Consider the following 21622-nt stretch of genomic DNA (forward strand, 5'->3'; position numbering starts at 1 on the left):
ATCTGTCAGCCGGCGTTCTACCTACTTGCTCGCGTCCAGAAGTTTAGTGAGTCCCACAAAGGAGTCTTTCCAGCTGGTCAGCGTCTGCTCGTGAACTTCTTGAGGAAGTGGGCCCTGAGTGAGTTTGAGAATGGTTCCCTTGCCTACACCGTCCTCTGTAATCGCGGTGCCTTCTTCAAGTTCGATGCGTAGCGCAACCAGGGTGTCGCTGGGCTGACCTTGCGGGGTGGGCAGTGCCTCGCGGTACTCGAGCAGTTCAGGCTCTTTCATAGCGATAAAACGCATGTACATAGGTGCCTGAAACTTGGGATTGTGACGGTGCTTCATGACGAACTGCTTGCGCCCACCGTTGACGGGCTCCAACGTCAGGGTGTTGGGAACAACGTTCCAGTCTTTAGGGCCAAACCACTTGATAAAAAGCTTCGGGTCAATGAAAGCGTTGTAAATTTCCTGGGGAGTTGCGGCGAACTCGTGGCGGTAGGTGAGTACTTCTTTGGCGTCCAGGCTCTCGATAGTGAAATCTTGCATTAGTTCTCGCCTTCCTTCTGTGCGGGGTCTATCTGAGCGTCTTGTGCGGCTTCTGCTTCTCGGGCGGCTGCCTCTGCGGCACGTCGTGCCTCGGCTTCAGCTTTCGCCTTAGCGTTAGCCTCGCGTCGTGCCTGAGCTGTAGCGATGCGTTCTGCTTCTTTCACTGCCTTGCGTGCTTTGGCTTCTTCCTGCGCTTTGAGTTGAGCTTCTTTCTTGGCGTAGTAGCGGCGCAAGAACTCGTCACGGTATTCAAAATAGGTGCCGTTGTCGATGGCTTCGCGGGCGTCATCCACCATTTTCACGATAAAACGCTCGTTGTGAATGGATGCCAACGTTGCTGACAGACGTTCGTCTGCCTTGAAGAGGTGGTGGATGTACGCCTTGGTGAAGTGCGTGCAGGTGTAGCAGTCGCATCCCTCAAAAATAGGGGTGAAGTCTGTCTTGTAGCGCGCGTTGGTGAGGTTGAAGCGTCCGTCGGGTGTGTAGACGGCTGCGTTGCGGGCCACGCGGGTGGGCGAGACGCAGTCGAAGGTATCCACGCCGTTTTCGATGCCGACGAAGATATCGTCCGGTTCTGAGATACCCAGCAGGTGACGTGGCTTGTTCTCGGGCAGTTCTTCGGCGCACCAGCGCACGATAGTGCCCAGGTTTTCTTTTTCGAGCGCGCCGCCGATGCCGAAACCATCAAAGGGCATATCGCCTAGGTCGGTGCAGGCCTTGCGTCGAAGGTCTTCGTACTGTGCGCCCTGAATGACGCCAAAGAGCGCCTGGTAGGGCTTGCCGACGCGCGCCTCGCTCAGGCGCTGATGCTCTGCAATGCAACGCAAAGCCCACAGGCGGGTGCGTTCCAGCGCCTCTTCTTGGTAACCGCGGGAATTGTAAAGGGTGGTGAGCTCGTCAAAGGCGAACATGATGTCCGCACCGATCTGATGCTGCACCTGCATCGAAATTTCGGGGGTGAAGCGGTGAATGTCGCCGTTAATGTGGGACTTGAAGAAAACGCCGTCGTCATCAACGTGCGCCATGCGCTCTTTGCCGGCCGCGACATCATCGTCACCGAGCGGACGTCCGTCTGCACCCTTGGCGTTGGCGACGGTGCCCATGTCAATGACTTTTTTGAAGCCTGAACCAAGGCTCATCACCTGAAAACCACCGGAGTCAGTGAAAGTAGGGCCGTCCCAGTTCATGAACTTGCCCAGGCCGCCAGCAGCGTCCAAAACCTCGGGGCCAGGTTGCAGGTAGAGGTGGTAGGCGTTTGCCAAGAGTGCCTGAGAACCGAGTTCTTTCATCGCTTCGGGCAGTACAGCCTTGACTGTTGCCTTGGTGCCCACCGGTGTGAACGCGGGGGTCTTGATATCACCGTGCGGGGTATGAATGACGCCGGTGCGCCCGCGGAACTGTCCGCCGTTTGCTTCAATACGCGCCGCATCCGGGGTGCAGGTATCAGCAAGGCGGTTGCCTAGTTCGAATGAAAAATTGGGGTTTGAGAATTCGGTATTAGCCACGGTGCTTATTCTACTAGAGCTGTTTATGCGTGAGAGGGGAGTTGTGTTGTACTTTTAGCCTAAAAAGTGCAACACAACTCCCCTCTCGCGGTAGGTGTAGTCGACTGCGTAGATTCCGGAGCTGGGATTTTTATTTCATCGCGCGCTCGCAAAATATCCGCTCAGCCCCTCTGGAGAGGCCAAGCGTGGGGTTAGTCGTCTGAAACGGTGACGGTCACGGGAATGTTGCCGCGAGTTGCGTTGGAGTAGGGGCATACCTGGTGGGCTGCGTCGGCGAGTGCCTGCGCCTCATCATGTGCCATTTCAGGGATGATGACTTCGAGTTCTACTGCAAGACCAAAGCCCTCACCTTCTTTACCGATAGAAACTTTTGCGCCAACCGATGAACCCTCGATGTTCTTCTTCTGGCTGCGCGCTACCATCTGCAGAGCTGAGTGAAAGCACGCTGCATAACCTGCTGCGAAGAGCTGTTCGGGGTTGTTTCCCTTGCCTGAGCCGCCCATTTCGGTGGGGATTGCCAGGTTTGCTTCAAAGCTGCCGTCAGCGGTGCGGACGCTGCCGTCGCGTCCTGCACCTGTTGCGAGTGCTTCGGTGGTGTAAATGGCCTCCATGAGATTTCCTTTCGAGTGTTCTTCTCTAAATAGATTATACACAATTTAATTGTGTAAAAGTCAAGTGTGTAAAACTAAATGGTGAGCAACTGATATAAGATGAAAGTATGAGCACCACGGAATTATCACTCGATAAGCAACTTTGCTTCTCGCTTTATAGAACGAGCCGCGCCATCACACGCGCCTATCACGAGCTGTTGACTGGCTTGAATCTCACCTACCCGCAGTACCTCGTCATGCTCGTGATGTGGGAGGCAAAAGAACCGGTTGCGATGCGCGATCTCACTCAGCAGGTGGAGCTCGACAGTGGCACACTGACTCCACTCATCAAACGCCTTATTGCGGCTGGTTATCTTGAAAAGCAACGCGACCCTGCCGATGAGCGCCGCACCGTGCTCTTTCTCACCGCATCCGGCAAAGAACTTGAAGAAAAAGCTGCCCCTATTCCGCGGAAAATCTATGAGATGTGCTCGGTTGACGGTATGGACTTAGCGCTCATAAAGCGCGAACTTGACCGCCTAGCTGATCACCTTGGTGACCCCGCCTAAAGATTTACAAACACAAAGACATATCAGGAGATATCATGCGAGCTTTTGTGCTCACTCACTATGGTCAAGATGGAATCGAGTTGCAGAATGTGCCAGCCCCTCGCGTGGGGGAGCATGACGTACTCATCCGCGTCAAAGCAACCAGTGTCAACCCCGTCGATACCATGATTCGCGACGGTAAATTCAAGCCCATTCTCAGCCGCAAGCTACCGATGATTATGGGTAATGACGTTGCCGGGGTAGTCATTGAAGTTGGTTCGCAGGTTGCTGAGTTCTCGGTGGGCGATGAGGTGTACGCGCGACCACAACTCAACTCGTTCGGTACTTTTGCCGATGAAATTGCCATTCACGAGGACGCAGTTGCACACAAGCCTGAGTCGCTGAGCATGAACGAGGCTGCTGCACTGCCGTTGGTTTCGTTGACGGCTTGGCAGGCGCTGACTGAACGTTCCTCGGTGCGTGAAGGCACTAAGGTTTTGATTCACGGTGGTACCGGTGGTGTTGGCTCCGCAGCTATTCAGCTAGCTAAGGCACTGGGGGCTCATGTTGCTACAACCGTGAGCGGTTCTAAAGCTGACCTTGCTCGCGAACTCGGTGCAGACCTCATTATTGATTACCGCACCCAGAATTTTGAGGACGTCGTGAGCGGCTATGACGTTGTACTTGATACTCAGGGTGGCGAGACACTAGAGAAGTCTCTTGGGGTTCTTGCTCCCGGCGGTATTGCGATTTCAATCGTAGGGCCGCCCACTCCCGATTTTGCAGCTGAGCTCAAAAAGCCCGTTCTCAAACTGCCGATGTGGGCAATGAGCCGAAAGATGTTCAAACGCGCAAAACAGCTCGGCGTGGGGTATGAGTTCTTGCTGATGCACTCTTCTGGTGCTCAGCTTGAGAAAATGACCGAGCTGGTAGAAGCAGGCAAGTTCAAGCCTGTTATCGGCAAGGTTTTCCCCTTTGAGAAGACCCTTGAAGCTATCGACTTCAAGGCCGATAAGGGCAAGGTTGTGATCGAAGTGGAGCAGTAAAAACTGGCTTCGATAAGCTCAGCCGCCACGCGCGTCCTGTTCATTAAGGACGCGCGCGGCGGCTTTTGCGTTAAATTGAAGAGCGCGAAATAAAAGGCCTCGTCATTCTTGACGAGGCCTGATGCATACTGAGTAGAAGTAGGCTTTAGAACTTCTTAATCAGAGTCAAGTATTCGTTGTTTTCACCGTCTTCGGCGTGTTCGTTATCGGGTGCAACCGCCAGAGAAACAGCCGGCGCGCCGTTTTCGCGGGCCAGCTCAACTATTTCTTTCAACAGCTGCGATGCAAGGCCCTTGCCTCGGTAAGACTGCTCGATAGCAATTGCAATTTCTGGGGTGCGCTCGTCGATAAAACCAACGCCGTGGTTCTCGACATCGTCCCAAATCAGCCAAGTCCCACCTGCGGGGATGGTGTCGTCCCATGCCACTAGATAGACCGTCGTCCTTGGGATCCCAGCCATCAACGTAAACTTTGGTTTCTTTTTTAAAGCCCTCTGAGGGGGGTTTTGCTCTCATCGCCAAAAACGTCTGTAAGGAAGTTGAGACGAGCGATGCAGGTGCGATCTGCTTCGGTGGTCCTGCGAATATCAAACGTTGTTGAACAATCAGTCATATACATAGTTTACCTAACTAACATGAATTTGGGGTTATATGACGGGCTATGACTTGAAGTAAGTGCACTGTTTACCTGCGGGAGATAGAGTGAACAGCAACCACTACACCTTTTGAAAAGAGGACGCACCCATGGGTAAGAACAAGGCAAAGGCGCCGGAGCTCACCAAGGAACTCAAGCGCTCAGACAAAAAAGCGCAAAAGCGCTTTGTAAAAGCATTCGAGAAGTCTTTGGAAAAGCACGGCAGCAAAAAGCGCGCTTACAAGAAAGCGGAAGAAAAACTCGAGAAGAAGTTCGAACTCAAAAAGGGCGAATGGAAGCCCAGGGACTCTTCAGATGCTAAGAGCGATAAGAAAAAGTCTGAGAAAAAATCTAAGGCTCAGAAGGATGCAGGCAAGAAGTCTGTAGCTAAAAAGTCAGAGGCTCAGAAGAACGCGAAAAAAACAGCATCCAAGAAGGTGGAGTCCTCGAAAGCTGAGTCTAAGAAATCTGACGTCAAAACCTCGGCAAAGAAAAAGTCGGACAAGAAAAAGTCTGAGAAGCCGGTAAAGGCAAAGAAAACTTCTGACCAGAAGCAGGCTCAGAAGAAGGGTTCGAAGAAAAAGTCAGCCCCTCGGGTTGAGCAGTCCGTTGAGCCTGTCATTGAGGTTTCTGAGGATAGCGCAGAAATCATTGAACATCTCAAAGATGAGCCGGTTGAACAGACCGTGATTGAGGTGCAAGAAGTTGATCAGCCTGAGGATGCAGCTGAGACCGCCGAGGCTGTTGAGGCTGAGCCTGTGATGGAGCAACCTCGTGAGGTAGCTACCGAACTCACGCGTCCATTGCGTAGCGTCACCCGCGCGCAGTTGTACAAAGAGGCGCAGGAGCTGAAGATTCCCGGTCGTTCAACGATGAACAAGGAAGAGCTACTGGTGGCAGTAGAAGCCGCTAAGGCGTAATCCGGGTTGAAAAGTGGCGAGGCAGAAATGTCTCGCCACTTTTTGATTTAACTCGCACTCTCACAGAACCTTGGCCGCGAAGAAATCTACTTATAAGTAATATGACGTGATAATGACGTGGCGTGAGCGCATCAAAAATTTATCAGCGCCTTTCTGACATGGGTAAACATAATTTTTCTCGGAAACAAGAAAAATAAAACATATTAACTTTAGATTCCTAGTATTTTAATTGATTTCTCTCAGTAGTATTAGTTCTGCATACATACCCCCGTAAGTGACCACTTACATTCACTCTTTTTAGGAGTCCCCAATGGCTTCACGCCGCATACTTAAAGTAGCTACTGTCTCATCGGCGACTATCGCACTGGCAACCGGCTCGCTTCTCACCCCGGCATTCGCAGCGCCCCAAGACACCGCGTCCGATCCCAAAGTTGTGGCTATCAAACAGGCCAACTACGACCTCACTGACGGTTACCTAGTCACCACCGCAACTTCTAATATCGCGCAGGACGGCACTCCCAGTGGCTTTTTCACCATTGGCGCCGGAAAAATTGATGACGCGAGCATCGGCGTTGAAAACGCCACGATGACTGCTGGCGATAACCAGACCGTTCAGATTCTTGCGCCCTCAGCCGCAGACGAAATCACGCAGCAGGGCGGCCTGACCATTGCGGGTTACTGGACCTCCTCCGATGCAGACATCCTTACCGTCGATGAGGTCGGCAACATTACGGCGGTTGGTGAAGGCACCGCGTCTCTCAGCTTTACGCCCCTGTACGTTCAGGATGGCAAAATCATTGAGGCTGTTCCCGTGCTGGGCACTGAAATCACGGTAGAAGCTGCCGCGCAGGAACCCGCCCCCGAGGTAACACCTACACCCGAGCAAACTCCCGCTCCTGAGGTGACTCCGAGTCCGGAAGAAACTCCCGCACCCGAGGTGACCCCGGCACCGGTAGAAACTCCCGCACCCGTAACCCCCGTAGAATCTGAGGCTCCTGCACCTGTTGCGCCGATAGAGGAAGCTGCTCCGGTAGTCGCTCCTGTAGCACCAGTACAGCAGCCCGTCGCGCAGGCTGCAGCGGATCCCGCATCCACCGAATTCATTTACGAAAACTGTGCAGCGGTATGGGATGCAACCGGCGGCCCCATCACCTCCTCTGACTACGGCTACGGTGTATCGCTGGATAGCGACCGCGACGGCATCGCCTGCGAAACCCGCCCCGACTACGTCAACGAGGCAGGTATTTCTGATGCCGGCTACAGCTCAGAAAATGCTGCTGTGGTGAACTCTTCAGATACTTCCGGCTACGTACGTTCGTCGGAGAGCTCCTACTCCGATGCAGGCTTGCGTGGCTCACAGGATAGCTACTACGCAAGCTCTTACGATTCACTGGCGCACACCGGCGCTAATGCTTACGGCATTTTTGTTGCCGGTTTGGCGTTGCTTGGATTGGGTACCGCTGCGGTTCTCTTCTCGCGTCGACGCGACGCATAAGCGAGTGATTTTTAGCGGAGTTTAACGCACAACGGGGCTGGCAGGAAGGTAATCCCCGCCAGCCCCTTTCTTGTGTTATGGCGCTACTTATTCAGCTGCCAGAATTTAGTGGAGAGTGCGGTGGCGAATCCCGTCCAACCAGCGTACGGTGCAAGAGCCGCTGCGGCGGGCGTACTAACGGTTGCGGTGCGTCGTACGAGGTCTGCGGAACTTACGGCCAGAACTCCCGCATGGAGAGCCGCCAGACCCATGTTGTGCGAGCGGAAGAAGGTGTAGCTCCACGAAGCGTTGAGCACCAGGTTGGTAGCAAGAGCGATGGAGTAGGCACGCGCATCCTTCTTTCTACCGCGCTGTTTGAGCTGCGAGAGCACAAGCCCGCTGGTAGCTGCAATATCCGTATAGAGTGCAGTCCACGCAATAGGGAACACCTGGTTGGGCGGGTTCCAGTCGGGTTTCTTGAGGCTCTTGTAGTAGAGGCTGTTAGGGTCGGACGCGATGGAGCCAGCAACAGCGCAGGCTACAGTGCCTGCGGTGGTGGCGATGTAAGGAGTAAAACTAGGCATACTGTTAGTCTACGCCTGAACAGAAACCGCAGAAAATGACCCGGCATTTTTATGTCCTAACGGTTCTACAGGGTGCCGGTGAGACGGTCGTGGAGTTGGTGCGAATCGGAGTTGAGCCCTACCACGTGAACGGTTTTGCCTAGCTTGGCGTACTTCGTGGTGATGCCATCGAGTGCAGATACCGTGGATGCGTCCCACACATGCGAGTTCCGCATATCAATCGCAACGTGCGCGGGGTCGTTGGTGTAGTCAAAGAGCGTGTAGAGGTCATTTGAGGACGCGAAGAACAGCTCACCGTCCACACGGTAGGTGACGGAATTGCCGTCGGCTGAGAGCTGACGGTCCACCGTGACAAAACGCGCGACGCGTCGGGCGAAGAGTGCCATAGCGGTGAGAATACCGGCGCCCACACCCAGAGCTAGGTTATGCGTGAAGACGGTCAACGCTACCGTTACCAGCATGACGACGGTTTCTGACCGCGGCATGGTACGCAGCGTTTTCGGAGTAATAGAGTGCCAGTCAAAGGTAGTCAGGGATACAAAAATCATGATGGCAACGAGCGCTGCCATGGGAATGATCGCCACAATATCGCCGAGCACCAGTGACAAGACCAGAATAAAGAAGCCCGAGAAGAAAGTAGAGATTCGGGTGCGTCCGCGAGCGCCGTTGACGTTGATCATGGTCTGCCCAATCATGGCGCAACCGCCCATACCGCCGAAAATACCGGTGGCGAGGTTGGCTATACCCAGACCCCAGGATTCGCGGGTTTTGTTGGAGTGAGTATCGGTGATGTCGTCAACGAGTTTCGCGGTCATGAGCGATTCAACGAGGCCGACGAAGGTGATTCCCAGTGCGTAGGGCGCAATAATTTGCAGGGTTTCACCGGTGAGGGGAACATCCGGGAAGAAGAGCTGCGGCAGTGAGGACGGCAGTTCACCGTAGTCGCCGACGGTCGGTACCTGTGCTCCTGCAAGTCCGGCAAAGAGAGTGAGCACGATGATGACGATCAGCGGGGCAGGGATGGCTGAAGACAGTTTGGGCAGACCAAACACGAGTACAACGCCCACTGCGACCATGGGATAGACCAGCCAGGGCACGCCTATTAGTTGAGGTAGCTGCGACGAAAAAATCAGAATCGCCAGTGCGTTGACGAACCCGACCATGACCTGTCGCGGGATGAACCGCATCAGTTTGGCGACGCCGAGTGCCGCAAAGAGAATTTGCAGGATGCCGGCGAGTAAGACGGTGGCGACGAGGTAGTTCATGCCGTGGCTGGCAACCAGTGGTGCAATCACAAGGGCTGTAGAACCGGCTGCACCCGAGATCATGGCTGGGCGTCCACCGGTGATGGCAATGGTTATCGCCAAAATTACCGAGGTGAAGAGACCTACTTTGGGGTCAACGCCAGCAACAACGGCGAAGGCGAGTGCCTCGGGAATGAGCGCGAGTGAGGTAACAAGCCCTGCCAGAACTTCGATGAAGAGTAGCTGAGGCGAACGCAGGGTGCGCGCTACTGACTGCCGCTCAAGCGGGGTCAGTGTGTCTGGTGTGGAGGTCATGAGGTCTTTCGGAGGTGGGCTCAATGAGTTATAGGCAGGTAACGAGGCTCAACATACGCGTATCTCGCCAGCAGTCCCTCTCGCTTCACTCGCGCTGGGCGCTCGGAAGCGATTCACGCCAGCCCCGATGCCAGCAGGCGATATACGCGCATGCTGATCATGGTGGCAAGCGATACAGCTACCGGAATTTACGCAATGCGCGCAGCGGCTTCGAGAATCATCCATGCCTGTAGCTGGCTGGAAAGTTCCACGGCGCGTCCCGGCACGAGGCTTTCGGATGTGTGGGCGGTGACGTCCGGGGAGAAGAGCGCAATGGATTCGCCGCGGATTTCGTTGACGTCGATGCCGAACTCGTTGAGCGGTAGGTCGGGGTCGAACTCGCGTCGTCCCTCCCACAGAATACGGGCGGTATTGAGGACGAGTTCGCGGGCAGTTGCACGGGACGCGGCGTCCAATTCTGGGTTGGTGGATGCATCTGCCAGGTTGCGCGCGAGGATGCCGGTGAATAGTCCGCCGTCGCCGCTACCTTTGGTGGTGAGCACGCGAATAGCGGTGCCGTCATCGTTGAAGTCGCAGGTAAAGTGGTGGGCGACACCGCCGATGATATCGGCCGCGTGTTCGGTGCGGTAACGCCACAGGGGTAAATCATCGGTGGGTTCTAACTCAAGCAGAGCAGAGAGCACAGGGCCAGAGTTGTAGGAGTACAGTGCGCGTTCTACCGCGGTGTCGAAAGCGCCTGACTCGTTGGTTCCGGTGATGCGAATACCGTCCAGATACGCTGAATTGTCGTCATCCCACAGGTTTTCACCCAGCCAGTTCAGCAGGGGAGCGGCTTCATCGCCTCGGTGCGCGCGGACCAGTGCCAGCGCGGTGGGAGCGGTGGCGGGAGTGTTCTTGAAGTCGCGTTTTTTCGACCAGAACACGCCGCCGCCCAAAGAATCATCAATGGCGTCGGTGAGCTGGTTGTAGAGGGTGACTCCGGCATCTTGAGTGCTGATGCTACCAACGCCGTGAAGGGCGCGGTGCAGAGCATTGAGCCTGCCCAACGCTAGGGTCAACCAGGCCATGTCATCGTAGAAATCGTTGATGACGGTGCCGAAGTTACGGGTAACGATGCCGCGCTGAATTTCTTGCGCTTTACCCAGCCAGGCTTGCGCTGATTCGGTGTTGCCCTCGCGCAGCCGGCGGAATCCGGCGTCCACCGCGCAATCCAAGAAATGTGCCTGCCACCAGTAATGCCAGTGCGCAAAACGTTGTACGCGGGTTCGGTTGTCGGGTATCTGCACGGCTCCAATCAGTGTGCCGGGAATGCCGAAGGCACGACGTCCAAAATGCCGTACCACAGAGCGCGCTGCCACAGCGGCCGCGTGCGAATAATCGTGAGAAATGTTGGGGGTGCTCATTGAAAAATCCTTACGTGTGCTGTGAAAATTCTACGGCGCGAGTGCTAGCTTGCGGTGGCTTGTGATGGTGATATCTTCACCTGTTATCGGATGCGTGAAAGTAACGGTGCGTGCCAGTAGCTGTAGCGGTAGAGCGGGTTCATCGTCTGCAATGGGTAATGCGTACGGATAGAGAACGTCCCCGGCAATGGGCGCGCCGAGTGCCCACAGATGTGCGCGTAGCTGGTGGGTTTTACCGGTGATCGGGTCAAGCTTATAGTGCGCCATGCGCCCGCTTGGCAGAGGCAGCGCGGGGTTCTGCGTAGAGCGTTCAGGAAGAATCCCAGCAGGAAGATCAAAAATTTTCAGGCAGGTCACTATCGACCGCGCGTTGGTCTCTAACCCCTGGGCGGATGCCTCTTCTTGGCTGAGCTGGCGCACCTGCAACTGGCCGTGCGTTTTATCGATGCGAGTGTTCACCTGCACGCTGGCCCCCGGCTCAAGTTCAGGTACCGCGGCAGCCACCGCCTCGTAGGACTTTTCAACCCTACGGTTTTGGAACATCAGCTGAAAAGGTGCGCGGGCATCCTTCGTCTTAGCAAAAAGTACAACGCCAGCTGTGGGGCGATCCAGTCGGTGAATCGGAATCAGATCGGGGTTGTTCTCTCTCACCCGCAACTGCGCTAAAGCGGTGTGTGCTACAAAAGACCCATTGGGTGTGGTCGGCAAAAAATGCGGTTTATCAATCGCCAGCACCCACTCATCCTCATAAAGAACCGGCATATCAAACGGCACTTTTCGCTCGTTACCCAGCTCGCGGTAGTACCAAATCTTTTGCCCCGCCAACGGAGCTGTGGGGGCAACGTCCGCTCCCGTAGCATCCTTCACCTCGTGCGTCTCAAAACGCGCGGCAATAATCGCTGGATCATGCGGATAAAAACGATTGACCAAATACTCAAAGACGGTTCTCGCTCCGAAGGTTTCGGTAGGACGCGGCGGCTGAGCAGCTGCCGCGCTCGTAGCATCCTCACCGGCTAGCGGCAACAAAAGCGCAACGGGGTCAATGCCGTTTCGTTGCGGTAACGGCTGAACAAACTCGTGGCGGGATACTCTTCTAGGCACGGATTTATTCTACGTTGGCGTCTTGTGAACAGCCGTGAGCTGGCGCGGCGAGATAGCTCTCAGGGCTTTTTCACATTATCGAAGCGCTGAGAAATAGAACCTACTGGTCCGCTGTGCTTTGTATCGCCAGCTGGCATCGGGTCTGGCGTGAATCGCGTCGTGAGCGCCAGCGAACCACGCGAGAGGGACTGCTGGCGAGACAAAGCGCACGGAACTATCGGTGTTTATTGTTGTCTAGATGTATAGCACCTGGCAGGTGGGGCATCGGAAGCTGATGCGTGAAACCGTTTCTTCGGTTTGTGCGTAGCGGTCTGTCCCAAAACGCTTAGCGCCAGTTCCTAGGTCTGAGAGCTCGTCTTTGATGATGAACGAGCCGCACCGGTAGCAGGGACGGCCGCGCCTGCCGTAACACCACAGCGGTTCGCGTTCGGTGCGGGTTACGCGTCGCGGGCGCATCCTGTTAGCCGTAAGTAGTAGGTGCGCTATTTCGATGACGCGGGCAAGATCGGGCACAGCACCTACCTGCGAGCGCGGGTCAACTCCCGCGAGAAAGAGTGTTTCTGCGCGAAAGATGGTGCCGATTCCCATGAGGTTCTTTTGGTCTAGAAGCGCCGGGCCAATGAGCCGTTCTGGTTGTGCAAGAAGGTTGTTGAGGGCCAGTTGGGGGTTCCAGTCTGCTCCGAGAAGATCTGGACCGAGGTAGCCTAGTCGTTCTTTTTCCTCGGTGGTGGGAAAGATTTCGAGTAGTCCGAGCGTGAATCCGACGGCTGAGACAGGGGTGCTACCGGGTACGAGCTGCCCGTTTGCGTCCTGCCTGGCGTTGGCGTTGATGATGGCTCGCGCTGCCGAGGCTGGGCGTTTCCAGCGTTGGGGGTTGCCGTTGTCATCTACGCCGTAGATGTGCCAGATGCCGTCCATTTTCAGGTGGGAGTGCACGGTGAAATCGTCGATGCGAAGTAGAAGGTGTTTGCCTCGGGCTAGTGCGCCGTGAATGTGTTTGCCTGAGAAGTCGACTTCGGCGACGTCGGGGTAGCGGAAGCTGGTGCTGTGGGCGGTGCGTCCGGCGAGTGCTTTGTGCAGGCTGCGAGCTTGGCGCCAGACGGTATCTCCTTCGGGCATGGGATGTTTTCTCCGTAAAATAGATGTGGGCTGTGTGGTGGAACTAATGTGACAAGTTCCATAATAAATTAAATAAGTGTGCTGACTAGGTAAAATTGTGTAAAAATTTAAAATAAAGGGTGTTTTGGTGTATTGAGGTGTAGACGCTGTGGGGGACAGTCTGTTACATTAGAAGCCCTTGTTGTTTTATGAATCTTTCCCCGATTCAATACCAGGTAGCAACCTTTTAGGTTGCGACTATTTGCTACTGGCAATCCGCAGTTTAGGCTAAAATTCCAGTGGTTGTAACGGGTATGTGGGTGACTGAGAGTATAAAAGTTCTCTGCGATAGTCGCTGGCGATGCTCGTTGCATTGGTATGGTGCTAGTTCCCCTAGCAGATGCCAATAAATAGATAATTGTATATCCCCAAAATCGACGCGGCTCTTTTCTTCCCCTTATTTTCAGAGCCGCGTCGATTCTTTTAAAAATCGGACTTTTTATCGCTACTTTACTTACCGGTAGGTATGAATTATTTAACTCAAGTTAAATTTTCCACTGGGTTCGTCAATAGAGGTCTTAGTACTCTTTGCGCATACGTAGCCCTTTGGGAGTGGGGTAAAAGCCAGATTCCAACAGCCCATTGCGTAGCGCTGTCACGGGATGCTCACTAGGTGCTTCATCTTCTTGATGCCGTGCAGGTAGCGGAGCGAGCACATCAAGAATTGAATGTCCATTGACTTTTTCAATCATGATTTTTTCGGCAGCCCCTCGCCGCACCAGCTCACCAATCAGGGGAGCTGCGGCGCGTACCGCATCCGTATCTTCGGTGAAAATGAGCATGGTCTTCCCGCCACGCTCCACATAAAGTGTGAGCTGGCCGTCGACAAGAACTACGGCAGCGCCCGCCTTGCGTCCGGGCTTATGGCGCGCATTGGTAATCGTCTCTTCCAGACTTTCAGCTTCACCGGGTTCGGACGCGCGCTCCTCCAACGAGGGAGCGGCAGGCCAACTCAGGGTTGAGCCGTAGGGGTTCGCCGGGTCGGTTGCTGCTAAGAAAGTGACGGTTTTCGTGTGCTGATTCTCACCGGAATCACGATCGTACTCGCGCAGACGGTCAACGGTGTTGGCGGTGGAAAACTGCGCGGCCCCCAGCCCCTCGATAAAGTAGCCGCGTCGAGCCAGCCCTTTTTCTTCGGCGGCAGATAGCACCTTATAAACGGCGCTAAAACCACCGGGGATATCTTCAATAGCTACAGCACCGCGCGTGAGGATTCCGTAGCGGTCCATGAGCAACTCGCTACGTGCGTGCGCGGCGATGGTCGCATCCAGCTCTTCGGCTTCAACGCGCGACCAGCGTCCGGCATCAATGGGAGCAGCCGTTGGCGCTTCGGTTATCGAACCAAATCGACTGCCGCCACCAAAACGGGAACCACTCAGACGCGAGGCACCGCGACGCATCCCCACTGACCGTGCGCGTGGAGCTGGGGTAGCCACCTTGTGCGCGGTTGCGCCACCTGCCAGAAGAGCACGCACAGGAGCGAACGTGTCGTTGGTAATCAGCCCCGCCCACACCAGGTTCCACAGCGCACCCGAGATATCTTTGAGCGTTATAGGCGCATCGCCACCAGCTTGCGCCACGCGCGCTTGTAACGCTGATTGAATCTGATGAATGAACAGGCCACCGCCGCCTAGAACCTCAAAGACAGCGCGGTCAAGAGGCGCGAGCGTGTTGAGTGCTGTGGCGCGCTGATTAGCATCCGGGACAGTGAGCGCGGCTGCCTCGGCAAGATGAAGGCAGACCCAACCGTCGGTGCCGGCAAGATCGCCGTCGCCCGTCCACACGACATCGCCGGAGCTCATTGCCTGATCCAAGAGAGCCGGTGAGTAATCCTTGATGCGCGAGCGCAAGATCAGCGGCTCAAGCGCCGATGCGGGCAGGCGGACGCCGGCGAGCTGGTCGATGACGGTGAGCAGACCGTCGTAGCCTTCAAGCATGGCGGAATCGTCGCGTTTGACGCTTGCGCTAATTCCGCCTGTTGGTGCACCGAAGGTTCCCGGTGCCTGTTTTTTCTCCGTGAGGTGCCACGATTCAACGTGTTGCCAGGGTGGTAAGAATTTGCTGAAGATTTCTGGTGCTACGGGTTCAACGTCTTGCCGCAAGATAGCGAGCGAGCGGGAACGGAGCGTGCGAAGAACTTGGGTATCGACCCACTGTGTTCCGTTGGGTTCTACAGTTCCGGTGCGGCTGTGTGAGAGCTCTTCGTGTAGCTCGTCGGGTAGAAAATCGCCGGATGATACTCGGCGGTCGGCGGCTAGCGTCCGCAGGGCTGTCTCGACGATGGCAACGCCCAGCCCCAGCGCGTGCGCGGCTTGGTGCGCGGTAAAGGGCGCGTGAGTGCGAGCGTAGCGGGCTACGAGATCTAAGAGCGGTTCTTTCACCGGTTCGAGGAAGGTGAGCGGCACGCCCATGGGTAACGGAACGCCTAAGCCGTCGCGCAAACGAGCTGCGTCTTCTATGGATGCGTAGTGCGTGCGTCCGTGCAGGTTGAAGCTGAGCGCGCGAGTGTGCGCTACCAACTCCTCGAGATAAGTCTGTGCGGTATCAACGCTGACGGAGGTCTCGACGACTTCTTCCTCGTCTGTTGTCGCAGATGATGGTGCTTCTTCGCGCAGACGCGCAGCCATCGCTTCGGCGGTGAGTGGACCTAGCAGTCGTAGAAGATCCGCTGCGCCTTCGACTCCCTTGTACCGGTAGCCAGTAGCGGTGTGCTGCAACCGTGCCTCGACACTACGAATTACATTGGTATCGAGTAGCTCGCGGAGCTCGTCGCGTCCTAGAAGTTCTGAGAGCAGGGCTGGGTCAAGGGAAAGCGCGGCGGCGCGTCGCTCGGCAAGAGGTGAGTCGCCCTCGTACAAAAATTGCGCGACATAGCCAAAGAGCAGGGTGCGGGCAAATGGCGAGGGCGTTTCGGTCTCGACCTCGCTGATGCGAATTTTGCGGGCGTCCAAGTCCTTGTGGACGGCAGAGAGCGCGGGGAGATCATAAACGTCTTGTAAGCACTCGCGCACGGTTTCCAAAATAATAGGAAAGCTCGGGTACTTTCGGGCAACATCTAGTAGCTGTGCAGAGCGCTGGCGCTGCTGCCACAGGGGAGTTCGCTTGCCCGGATTCTTGCGCGGTAACAAGAGCGCACGCGCGGCAGACTCACGAAAACGCGAGGCAAACAGGGCGGATGCGCCCACCCGCTCGGTCACGATATCTTCGAGTTCATCGGCGTCAAAGAGAAAGAGGTCCGCGCCGGGCGGTTCTGCTTCCATGGCGGGGATACGCAGCACAATGCCATCGTCAGCTGCCATTGCTGAGGCGTTGACGCCAAACTGAGCTTCAGCGCGCTGGCCCACAGCAAGAGCCCACGGGGCGTGTACCGGCATGCCAAACGGCGAGTGCAACACAATGCGCCAGTCGCCAATTTCATCGCGAAAACGCTCAACTGTGAGGTGAATGTCGCTGGGAACAGCGCCCACTGCTTCTACCTGTTCACGGACGTAAGCTTCAAGGTTATCAGCCGCCCAGGTATCAAGACCGATATCGCTCAGGCGGGTGCGCGCATCCGCCGGGTTTTCTGCTAGTTCAGAGGCGAGTTCGTGGGTGAATTTGCCCAGAGCTTTGCCCAGATCAACGGGGCGGCCGCCTCCTTCACCGTGCCAGAAGGGCAGTTTGCCGGGCACTCCGGGGGCTGGGGTGACGCTGACGCGGTCGTGGCTGATATCTTCGATACGCCATGAGGACGCGCCGAGTGCAATAACGTCACCGGCGCGAGACTCATAGACCATTTCTTCATCGAGCTCGCCCACACGTTTGGGTGCTTTCGAGTCTTCTGAACCGACGATATAGACGGGAAAGAGACCACGGTCGGGAATAGTTCCGCCGGACGTCACGGCAAGACGTTGAGCGCCGGGGCGTCCTTCGATGGTGCCAGCGTCGCGGTCCCAAATGATGCGCGGGCGTAGTTCAGCAAATTCATCGGAAGGGTACTTGCCCGAGAGCAAATCCAGGGTCGCCTCAAATGCTGAGCGCGGGAGCGTGGCGAACGGGGCGGTATTGCGCAGCGCCTCAAACCAGGCTTCAACATCAATGGCCCCTAGCGCGCAGGCTGCCACGGTTTGCTGCGCCAAGATATCAAGCGGGTTGGTGGGAATAGCCAGCGGTTCAATCTGACCGTCCAGCATGCGGCGAACCGTCACGGTTGCGTTCAAAAGATCGCCACGGTGCTTGGGGTAGAGATAGCCGCGAGAAACTTCGCCCACCTGGTGGCCGGCGCGTCCTACACGCTGCAAACCTGAGGCAACAGAGAACGGTGCTTCAACCTGCACCACGAGGTCAACGGCTCCCATGTCGATGCCGAGTTCTAGCGAGCTGGTGGCAACAACGCACTTGAGCTGACCAGATTTGAGGGAGTCTTCAATGATTCCGCGCTGATCCTTCGATACTGAGCCGTGGTGAGCGCGAGCAAGAATAAGCGGGGCACCGTCGGTGTTTTGCGACATTCCCATCATCTGAGCGGGAGTTCGCTGCTTCTCCCGTGATTTCTCAAGCTTTTCATCGGCCTCAGGCTTTTCGATGCGCACAGCGTTTTTGCTCAGCGCCTGCGTCAGAATCTCGGTAATATTCTGCGGCTGACCAGAGGACGATTCAAGGGATTCACCGGCGGCCTCAGCGCGAGATCGAACGCGGTCGGCGTAAATTTCGTTGAGTCTGGCGGTTAGCTTTTCAGAAAGACCACGCGAGTTCGTAAAGACAATAGTCGAGCGGTTTTCTTCAATAAGATCAACAATGCGCTCTTCAACGTGTGGCCAGATGGACGCCTGATACCCACCGGTTTCGGTGGGGGTAGCGGGGGCACTGGTAGAGGGCTGCGGGGTGATTTCTTCAATCACCATGTCAGGGGTAGTAAAATCTGGTGCCTTAGATTCCACCGCACCCTCAGTTTCTTCCCCGGGGAAAACGCCAATCGCATCCGCCAGCGCAGAGTCCATGGACGCTTGAGAAGGTGGCATCGGAGACTGCTGCTCATGCGGAGCAAGCGTCTTACCGTCTTCTGACCGCTGTGCTCGCCCTGACGGCGGGATAATTCCCAGGGATTCAGCAAGTGTCAGACCTTGTGCGTTCGCAACTCCGGCGCTGCCAAGGTCTTCAGGCTCGCTTGCCAACGAGTCACCCTCAACCACGCCGTCGTCAAAACTAAAATTGGCAGATGCCTCAAAAGCCATGTCGCGTGCTCGCTCGCGTTCAGCTTCCTTGCGAGCGGCAGGTGGTAAGGCGAGGCTGTCCTGCGGGGGTTTGGTAGCAGAAGAGAATGAGTTATCGCCTTCGCCGTAGGCGTTTGGTCCACCCAGTACCGTCATATCGGGTACGGGAACAGAGACTTTCAAATCCCACTCTTTTTCAGAGGGCGGCTGCACAATATCAACCGGCGCAGTGCCACCGAGAAAACGCGCGACGGTAGACACCGGCTCAACGGTCGCCGAGAGGCCAATGCGCTGAGCGGGTACCTCTAAAATCTGATCCAGGCGTTCTAAAGAGACGGTAAGATGCGCGCCGCGTTTGGTGCCTGCAACCGCGTGAACCTCATCGATAATGACAGTGTGCACGCCGGTGAGCGTCGAACGCGCTTTAGAGGTGAGCATCAGATACAGCGACTCGGGCGTGGTAATCAAAATATTGGGCGGATGTGCAATGAGCGACCGGCGTTCTTTAGCGGGGGTATCGCCCGAACGCACACCAACGGTTACCTGCGGGGGAGTGTGGCCGTACTGTTTTGCTGTTTGCGCGATGCCGATCAGTGGCGCTCGCAGGTTGCGTTCCACGTCCACACCCAGTGCTTTAAGGGGCGAGATGTAGAGAACCTTCGTTCCTTCGCTTGCTGTGCCCGCTGTGCCATCTAGCTCGACAGACGTTTGGGGATCCTGCGCGTCGTGGTGCAGTTTATCGAGCGCCCACAAAAAAGCTGCGAGTGTTTTACCGGAGCCAGTGGGCGCAACGATTAAGGCGTGCCTACCTGCTGAGATAGCCTTCCACGCACCTTCCTGTGCTGCTGTGGGTGCTGAGAAAGCACCGCGAAACCAGGTGCGGGTGCTGGGGGAAAACTTTTCAAGGGCACTAACCATACGATCTATTATTCCAGCCTTGAAGCCCTATCAACGACGCGGCGTGGCTGTTGACGGGTATCACTTTGGTGAGGGTATGCTAAAAAGGAATTCTAGTTATAAAGTTGATACGGAAAATAAATTTCACAGATGAGAAAGCGAATTTTCATGGCACGTATTAACGAAGAATCCATTCAGGCTCTGTTCCACGAGCCCCGCACCGTTCAGTCTTTTTCCGATCAGGAAGTAACTGACCAGGAACTGCGCGATATCTACGACATCACCCGTATGGGCGCAACTGCCTTCAACTCGCAGCCCCTACGCATTACCTGGGTTCGCTCCGCTGAAGCACGCGAGCGTCTGGTGCCGTTCATGTCTGAGGGCAATCAGGCGCGAGTCTCCAGTGCTCCCGTTACCGCGATTTTGAGCGTTGATAAAAAGTGGCACAAGCGTTTTGCCGAGTTCGCGCCCCAGGCAGCTGCTCTTGAGAGCATGTTTGATTCTCAGCCCGAGCTCAGCGCATCCATGGGTATGAACAACGCTAATATGCAGGCAGGCTACTTCCTCACCGCTGTGCGCGCACTGGGCTTGGACTCCGGTCCCATGAGCGGCGCTGACTTCGCGGCAATTGAGAAGGAATTCTTTGCTGATAAAGACCAGACCCCCTTCTTGGTCGTGAACATTGGTCACGGCGGCGAAACCTCATACCCCCGCGGCGTCCGCTTTGATTTTGAGGATGCAACCAGCACCCTCTAAATCTGTAGAGCTTTGAGCGAGATAAAAAGTGCCCGGGCAGTTTCACTAGAAACTGCCCGGGCACTTTTGGTATAGAAACCTTCTCTAAACACTAGCTCCTACTTGACCCACGCTGAGCTGCTGGATCGAAGTGTCGCTGCATCCTTCTGAGGGGTAAGGAATAGACAGTGACTCGGTGGTCTGCGGTAGCTGGATGCGGTAACCGCTAGAGGTCACCGGCTTGCAACGGTCGCCAAAGAGATCCGCCCGCGTTTCGCGCAGAATCGCCGTGGTGCTGCGTCCCGGCTCAAGCGTCACTGCGCTGCTTGTCCACTCAGCAGCCAAGGACGCCGGCGCACCGATGGTCTGCCCCGCATTATCAACATAGCTGACGGTGGGGTAGCCAGAAATCGTGCACGGCGTAGAACCGTTATTGGTGAAGGTAAGCGTGAGGTACTGAGAGCCAGCCGCTCCCGCGCCACCCTTTGCTTCTGCCGATACAACGGTTTGCCCCAGGCTACACGCGTCATTAGACGCCTGGGCGGGCGTAGAAGCCTGCTCAGAGGCACGAGCCGATTCAGAGGGCTGAACAGGTTCGACGGTGGTCTCCGTGCCGGTGGGCTGAGATGATTCTTGCGGTTGCTCAGAAGGAACAACGGGGTCCTGCTCAACAACCGTCGGCTGAGCCGCCGTGGGGGAGGGGTCCTCAGAAGCAACACTCGCGCTCGCACGAGACGACTCCGAAGACTCGGTCGGTGTTGCAGAGCCAGTCGCCCCAGTCGGGGAGGCCTCGGCGGTTGCACTTGCGCTACTAGAAGGGGGAGCGGGGGATGGGGGCTGTAGCGCCGCGTCCTGCTGGGCCGAACACGCTGAAAGAAGCAGGGTCGCGCAGAGCGCCCCTACACCCAGCACAGAACGTGGTGAAAAGCCTGCCATAAATTACATCCCAGCTTTGAGGGTAACGGTCGCGCCGTCCATCTCTACAGAGTATTCAGTCTGGCATGCCAAACGGGAATTTTCGGTTGCAACATCGTCCAGCATCAGCAGAAGGTCAGCTTCAGCTTCGGTGCGCTCGCCGCTGGCTTCGATATGCTCAGGGTCGATGTAGGTGTGGCAGGTAGCGCAGGATGCGTTGCCGCCACAGGTTGCAAGTACGGGAAAGCCGTTTGCCAAGAGGGTGTCGAGAAGGGTCTGATCCTCATTCCATTCAGCGGGGCGGGTTTCGCCGCTTTCGTCGGTAACGTTGATGTTGACGCTGCTCATTAATTTTCTCCTGAACGATTGGGGGCGTCTGCCTGTCACTCTTATTTTAGAAGCTGTGGGTGACTTTCACGCACTACCTGCATCACATAGACCTTAAAAATGTATTGCTATGTGGTGAAGGCTGTCACACTAGGGGCTTTATTGGTTTGGTTAAACAAAAAATCCCCGCTTCTTTCGAAGCGGGGATTTGGTTTGTGCGCCCGAAGGGATTCGAACCCCCAACCTTCTGATCCGTAGTCAGATGCTCTATCCGTTGAGCTACAGGCGCATTTTGCAGTGGCTTTCAATCGCTTGACTGCCTCAGCAACGAGTAACACTCTACGCAGGTTTTGGGGAGCGTGCAAATCGAAATCGTGTGACTGTCATCTCAAGTAGGGGGTTTTGAGGGTAAAAAACCCGAGATTCCGCGGAAAAATCGCCCAAAAAATATTTTTTAGCGTCCTTTTGGCCATTCAAAATTCCCCGAAATTTCATAAATCGTGGTGA

At 55.9% G+C, this 21622-nt stretch carries 16 protein-coding genes, 1 tRNA gene and 1 pseudogene; 5 read left to right on the forward strand and 13 right to left on the reverse strand.

Annotated features, from left to right (window positions below):
- Positions 1–21 precede the first annotated feature (21 nt).
- The 3 genes and pseudogenes from HF984_RS02880 to HF984_RS02890 form a co-directional block, all read right to left on the reverse strand.
- A complete protein-coding gene (locus HF984_RS02880) occupies positions 22–528 on the reverse strand; it encodes an SRPBCC family protein (RefSeq protein WP_168614180.1) in 507 nt (168 codons plus the stop codon).
- Positions 529–734: 206 nt separating this feature from the next.
- Positions 735–2033: pseudogene (gene tgt / locus HF984_RS02885) on the reverse strand (tRNA guanosine(34) transglycosylase Tgt); the annotation flags it as partial.
- A gap of 191 nt (positions 2034–2224) precedes the next feature.
- Positions 2225–2644, reverse strand: a complete 420-nt coding sequence (locus HF984_RS02890; RefSeq protein ID WP_168614181.1) for an organic hydroperoxide resistance protein — start codon at positions 2642–2644, stop codon at positions 2225–2227.
- A 107-nt stretch (positions 2645–2751) separates the two neighbouring features.
- On the opposite strand from HF984_RS02890, the gene HF984_RS02895 reads away from it, so the two are divergent.
- Positions 2752–3192 carry a MarR family winged helix-turn-helix transcriptional regulator gene (locus tag HF984_RS02895; protein ID WP_168614182.1) on the forward strand — a complete coding sequence of 147 codons (441 nt, stop codon included), beginning with the start codon at positions 2752–2754 and terminating at the stop codon, positions 3190–3192.
- A gap of 35 nt (positions 3193–3227) precedes the next feature.
- Positions 3228–4217 carry an NADP-dependent oxidoreductase gene (locus HF984_RS02900; protein ID WP_168614183.1) on the forward strand — a complete coding sequence of 330 codons (990 nt, stop codon included), beginning with the start codon at positions 3228–3230 and terminating at the stop codon, positions 4215–4217.
- 145 nt (positions 4218–4362) lie between these two features.
- Here HF984_RS02900 and HF984_RS02905 read toward each other — a convergent pair whose 3' ends face one another.
- Positions 4363–4677, reverse strand: coding sequence for a GNAT family N-acetyltransferase (locus tag HF984_RS02905; protein ID WP_168614184.1), 315 nt, complete (start codon positions 4675–4677; stop codon positions 4363–4365).
- Between the two features lie 283 nt (positions 4678–4960).
- On the opposite strand from HF984_RS02905, the gene HF984_RS02910 reads away from it, so the two are divergent.
- Together HF984_RS02910 and HF984_RS11670 are read left to right on the forward strand one after the other, a co-directional pair.
- On the forward strand, positions 4961–5770 hold the full coding sequence (locus tag HF984_RS02910; RefSeq protein ID WP_168614185.1) for a ChaB family protein: 810 nt from the start codon (positions 4961–4963) through the stop codon (positions 5768–5770).
- Between the two features lie 310 nt (positions 5771–6080).
- Complete coding sequence (locus HF984_RS11670; protein WP_168614186.1) at positions 6081–7265, forward strand: excalibur calcium-binding domain-containing protein; 1185 nt, start codon at positions 6081–6083, stop codon at positions 7263–7265.
- Positions 7266–7348: 83 nt separating this feature from the next.
- Here HF984_RS11670 and HF984_RS02920 read toward each other — a convergent pair whose 3' ends face one another.
- The 6 genes from HF984_RS02920 to HF984_RS02945 all read right to left on the reverse strand — a co-directional run bounded on the left by HF984_RS02920 (position 7349) and on the right by HF984_RS02945 (position 19159).
- Positions 7349–7828 carry a TspO/MBR family protein gene (locus tag HF984_RS02920; protein ID WP_168614187.1) on the reverse strand — a complete coding sequence of 160 codons (480 nt, stop codon included), beginning with the start codon at positions 7826–7828 and terminating at the stop codon, positions 7349–7351.
- A gap of 65 nt (positions 7829–7893) precedes the next feature.
- Positions 7894–9387: a SulP family inorganic anion transporter gene (locus tag HF984_RS02925; RefSeq protein WP_168614188.1), complete on the reverse strand. Its 1494-nt coding sequence runs from the start codon at positions 9385–9387 to the stop codon at positions 7894–7896.
- A 188-nt stretch (positions 9388–9575) separates the two neighbouring features.
- On the reverse strand, positions 9576–10790 hold the full coding sequence (locus tag HF984_RS02930) for a glycoside hydrolase family 76 protein (RefSeq protein WP_168614189.1): 1215 nt from the start codon (positions 10788–10790) through the stop codon (positions 9576–9578).
- Positions 10791–10820: 30 nt separating this feature from the next.
- A complete protein-coding gene (locus HF984_RS02935; protein WP_168614190.1) occupies positions 10821–11891 on the reverse strand; it encodes a pseudouridine synthase in 1071 nt (356 codons plus the stop codon).
- A 234-nt stretch (positions 11892–12125) separates the two neighbouring features.
- Positions 12126–13010: a DNA-formamidopyrimidine glycosylase family protein gene (locus HF984_RS02940; protein WP_168614191.1), complete on the reverse strand. Its 885-nt coding sequence runs from the start codon at positions 13008–13010 to the stop codon at positions 12126–12128.
- A 557-nt stretch (positions 13011–13567) separates the two neighbouring features.
- A complete protein-coding gene (locus tag HF984_RS02945; protein WP_247596418.1) occupies positions 13568–19159 on the reverse strand; it encodes an Lhr family helicase in 5592 nt (1863 codons plus the stop codon).
- Positions 19160–19306: 147 nt separating this feature from the next.
- On the opposite strand from HF984_RS02945, the gene HF984_RS02950 reads away from it, so the two are divergent.
- The gene (locus HF984_RS02950) at positions 19307–19894 is read left to right on the forward strand and encodes a malonic semialdehyde reductase (protein ID WP_168614192.1); all 588 of its coding nucleotides are present in this window, start codon (positions 19307–19309) and stop codon (positions 19892–19894) included.
- An 84-nt stretch (positions 19895–19978) separates the two neighbouring features.
- On the opposite strand, the gene HF984_RS02955 is transcribed toward HF984_RS02950, so the two are convergent.
- The 3 genes from HF984_RS02955 to HF984_RS02965 form a co-directional block, all read right to left on the reverse strand.
- The gene (locus HF984_RS02955) at positions 19979–20809 is read right to left on the reverse strand and encodes a DUF4232 domain-containing protein (protein ID WP_168614193.1); all 831 of its coding nucleotides are present in this window, start codon (positions 20807–20809) and stop codon (positions 19979–19981) included.
- A gap of 3 nt (positions 20810–20812) precedes the next feature.
- Positions 20813–21136, reverse strand: a complete 324-nt coding sequence (locus HF984_RS02960; RefSeq protein ID WP_168614194.1) for a 2Fe-2S iron-sulfur cluster-binding protein — start codon at positions 21134–21136, stop codon at positions 20813–20815.
- Positions 21137–21331: 195 nt separating this feature from the next.
- Positions 21332–21404 (reverse strand) — tRNA-Arg (locus HF984_RS02965).
- Positions 21405–21622 lie beyond the last annotated feature (218 nt).

The organism is Rothia terrae, from assembly GCF_012396615.1.
Taxonomy (GTDB): domain Bacteria; phylum Actinomycetota; class Actinomycetes; order Actinomycetales; family Micrococcaceae; genus Rothia; species Rothia terrae.

Bases quoted from the DNA above. Each gene is read 5' to 3' on its own strand.
- HF984_RS02880 (WP_168614180.1), bottom strand. From the start codon at position 528: ATGCAAGATTTCACTATCGAGAGCCTGGACGCCAAAGAAGTACTCACC.
- HF984_RS02890 (WP_168614181.1), bottom strand. From the start codon at position 2,644: ATGGAGGCCATTTACACCACCGAAGCACTCGCAACAGGTGCAGGACGC.
- HF984_RS02895 (WP_168614182.1), top strand. From the start codon at position 2,752: ATGAGCACCACGGAATTATCACTCGATAAGCAACTTTGCTTCTCGCTT.
- HF984_RS02900 (WP_168614183.1), top strand. From the start codon at position 3,228: ATGCGAGCTTTTGTGCTCACTCACTATGGTCAAGATGGAATCGAGTTG.
- HF984_RS02905 (WP_168614184.1), bottom strand. From the start codon at position 4,677: ATGGCTGGGATCCCAAGGACGACGGTCTATCTAGTGGCATGGGACGAC.
- HF984_RS02910 (WP_168614185.1), top strand. From the start codon at position 4,961: ATGGGTAAGAACAAGGCAAAGGCGCCGGAGCTCACCAAGGAACTCAAG.
- HF984_RS11670 (WP_168614186.1), top strand. From the start codon at position 6,081: ATGGCTTCACGCCGCATACTTAAAGTAGCTACTGTCTCATCGGCGACT.
- HF984_RS02920 (WP_168614187.1), bottom strand. From the start codon at position 7,828: ATGCCTAGTTTTACTCCTTACATCGCCACCACCGCAGGCACTGTAGCC.
- HF984_RS02925 (WP_168614188.1), bottom strand. From the start codon at position 9,387: ATGACCTCCACACCAGACACACTGACCCCGCTTGAGCGGCAGTCAGTA.
- HF984_RS02930 (WP_168614189.1), bottom strand. From the start codon at position 10,790: ATGAGCACCCCCAACATTTCTCACGATTATTCGCACGCGGCCGCTGTG.
- HF984_RS02940 (WP_168614191.1), bottom strand. From the start codon at position 13,010: ATGCCCGAAGGAGATACCGTCTGGCGCCAAGCTCGCAGCCTGCACAAA.
- HF984_RS02945 (WP_247596418.1), bottom strand. From the start codon at position 19,159: ATGGTTAGTGCCCTTGAAAAGTTTTCCCCCAGCACCCGCACCTGGTTT.
- HF984_RS02950 (WP_168614192.1), top strand. From the start codon at position 19,307: ATGGCACGTATTAACGAAGAATCCATTCAGGCTCTGTTCCACGAGCCC.
- HF984_RS02955 (WP_168614193.1), bottom strand. From the start codon at position 20,809: ATGGCAGGCTTTTCACCACGTTCTGTGCTGGGTGTAGGGGCGCTCTGC.
- HF984_RS02960 (WP_168614194.1), bottom strand. From the start codon at position 21,136: ATGAGCAGCGTCAACATCAACGTTACCGACGAAAGCGGCGAAACCCGC.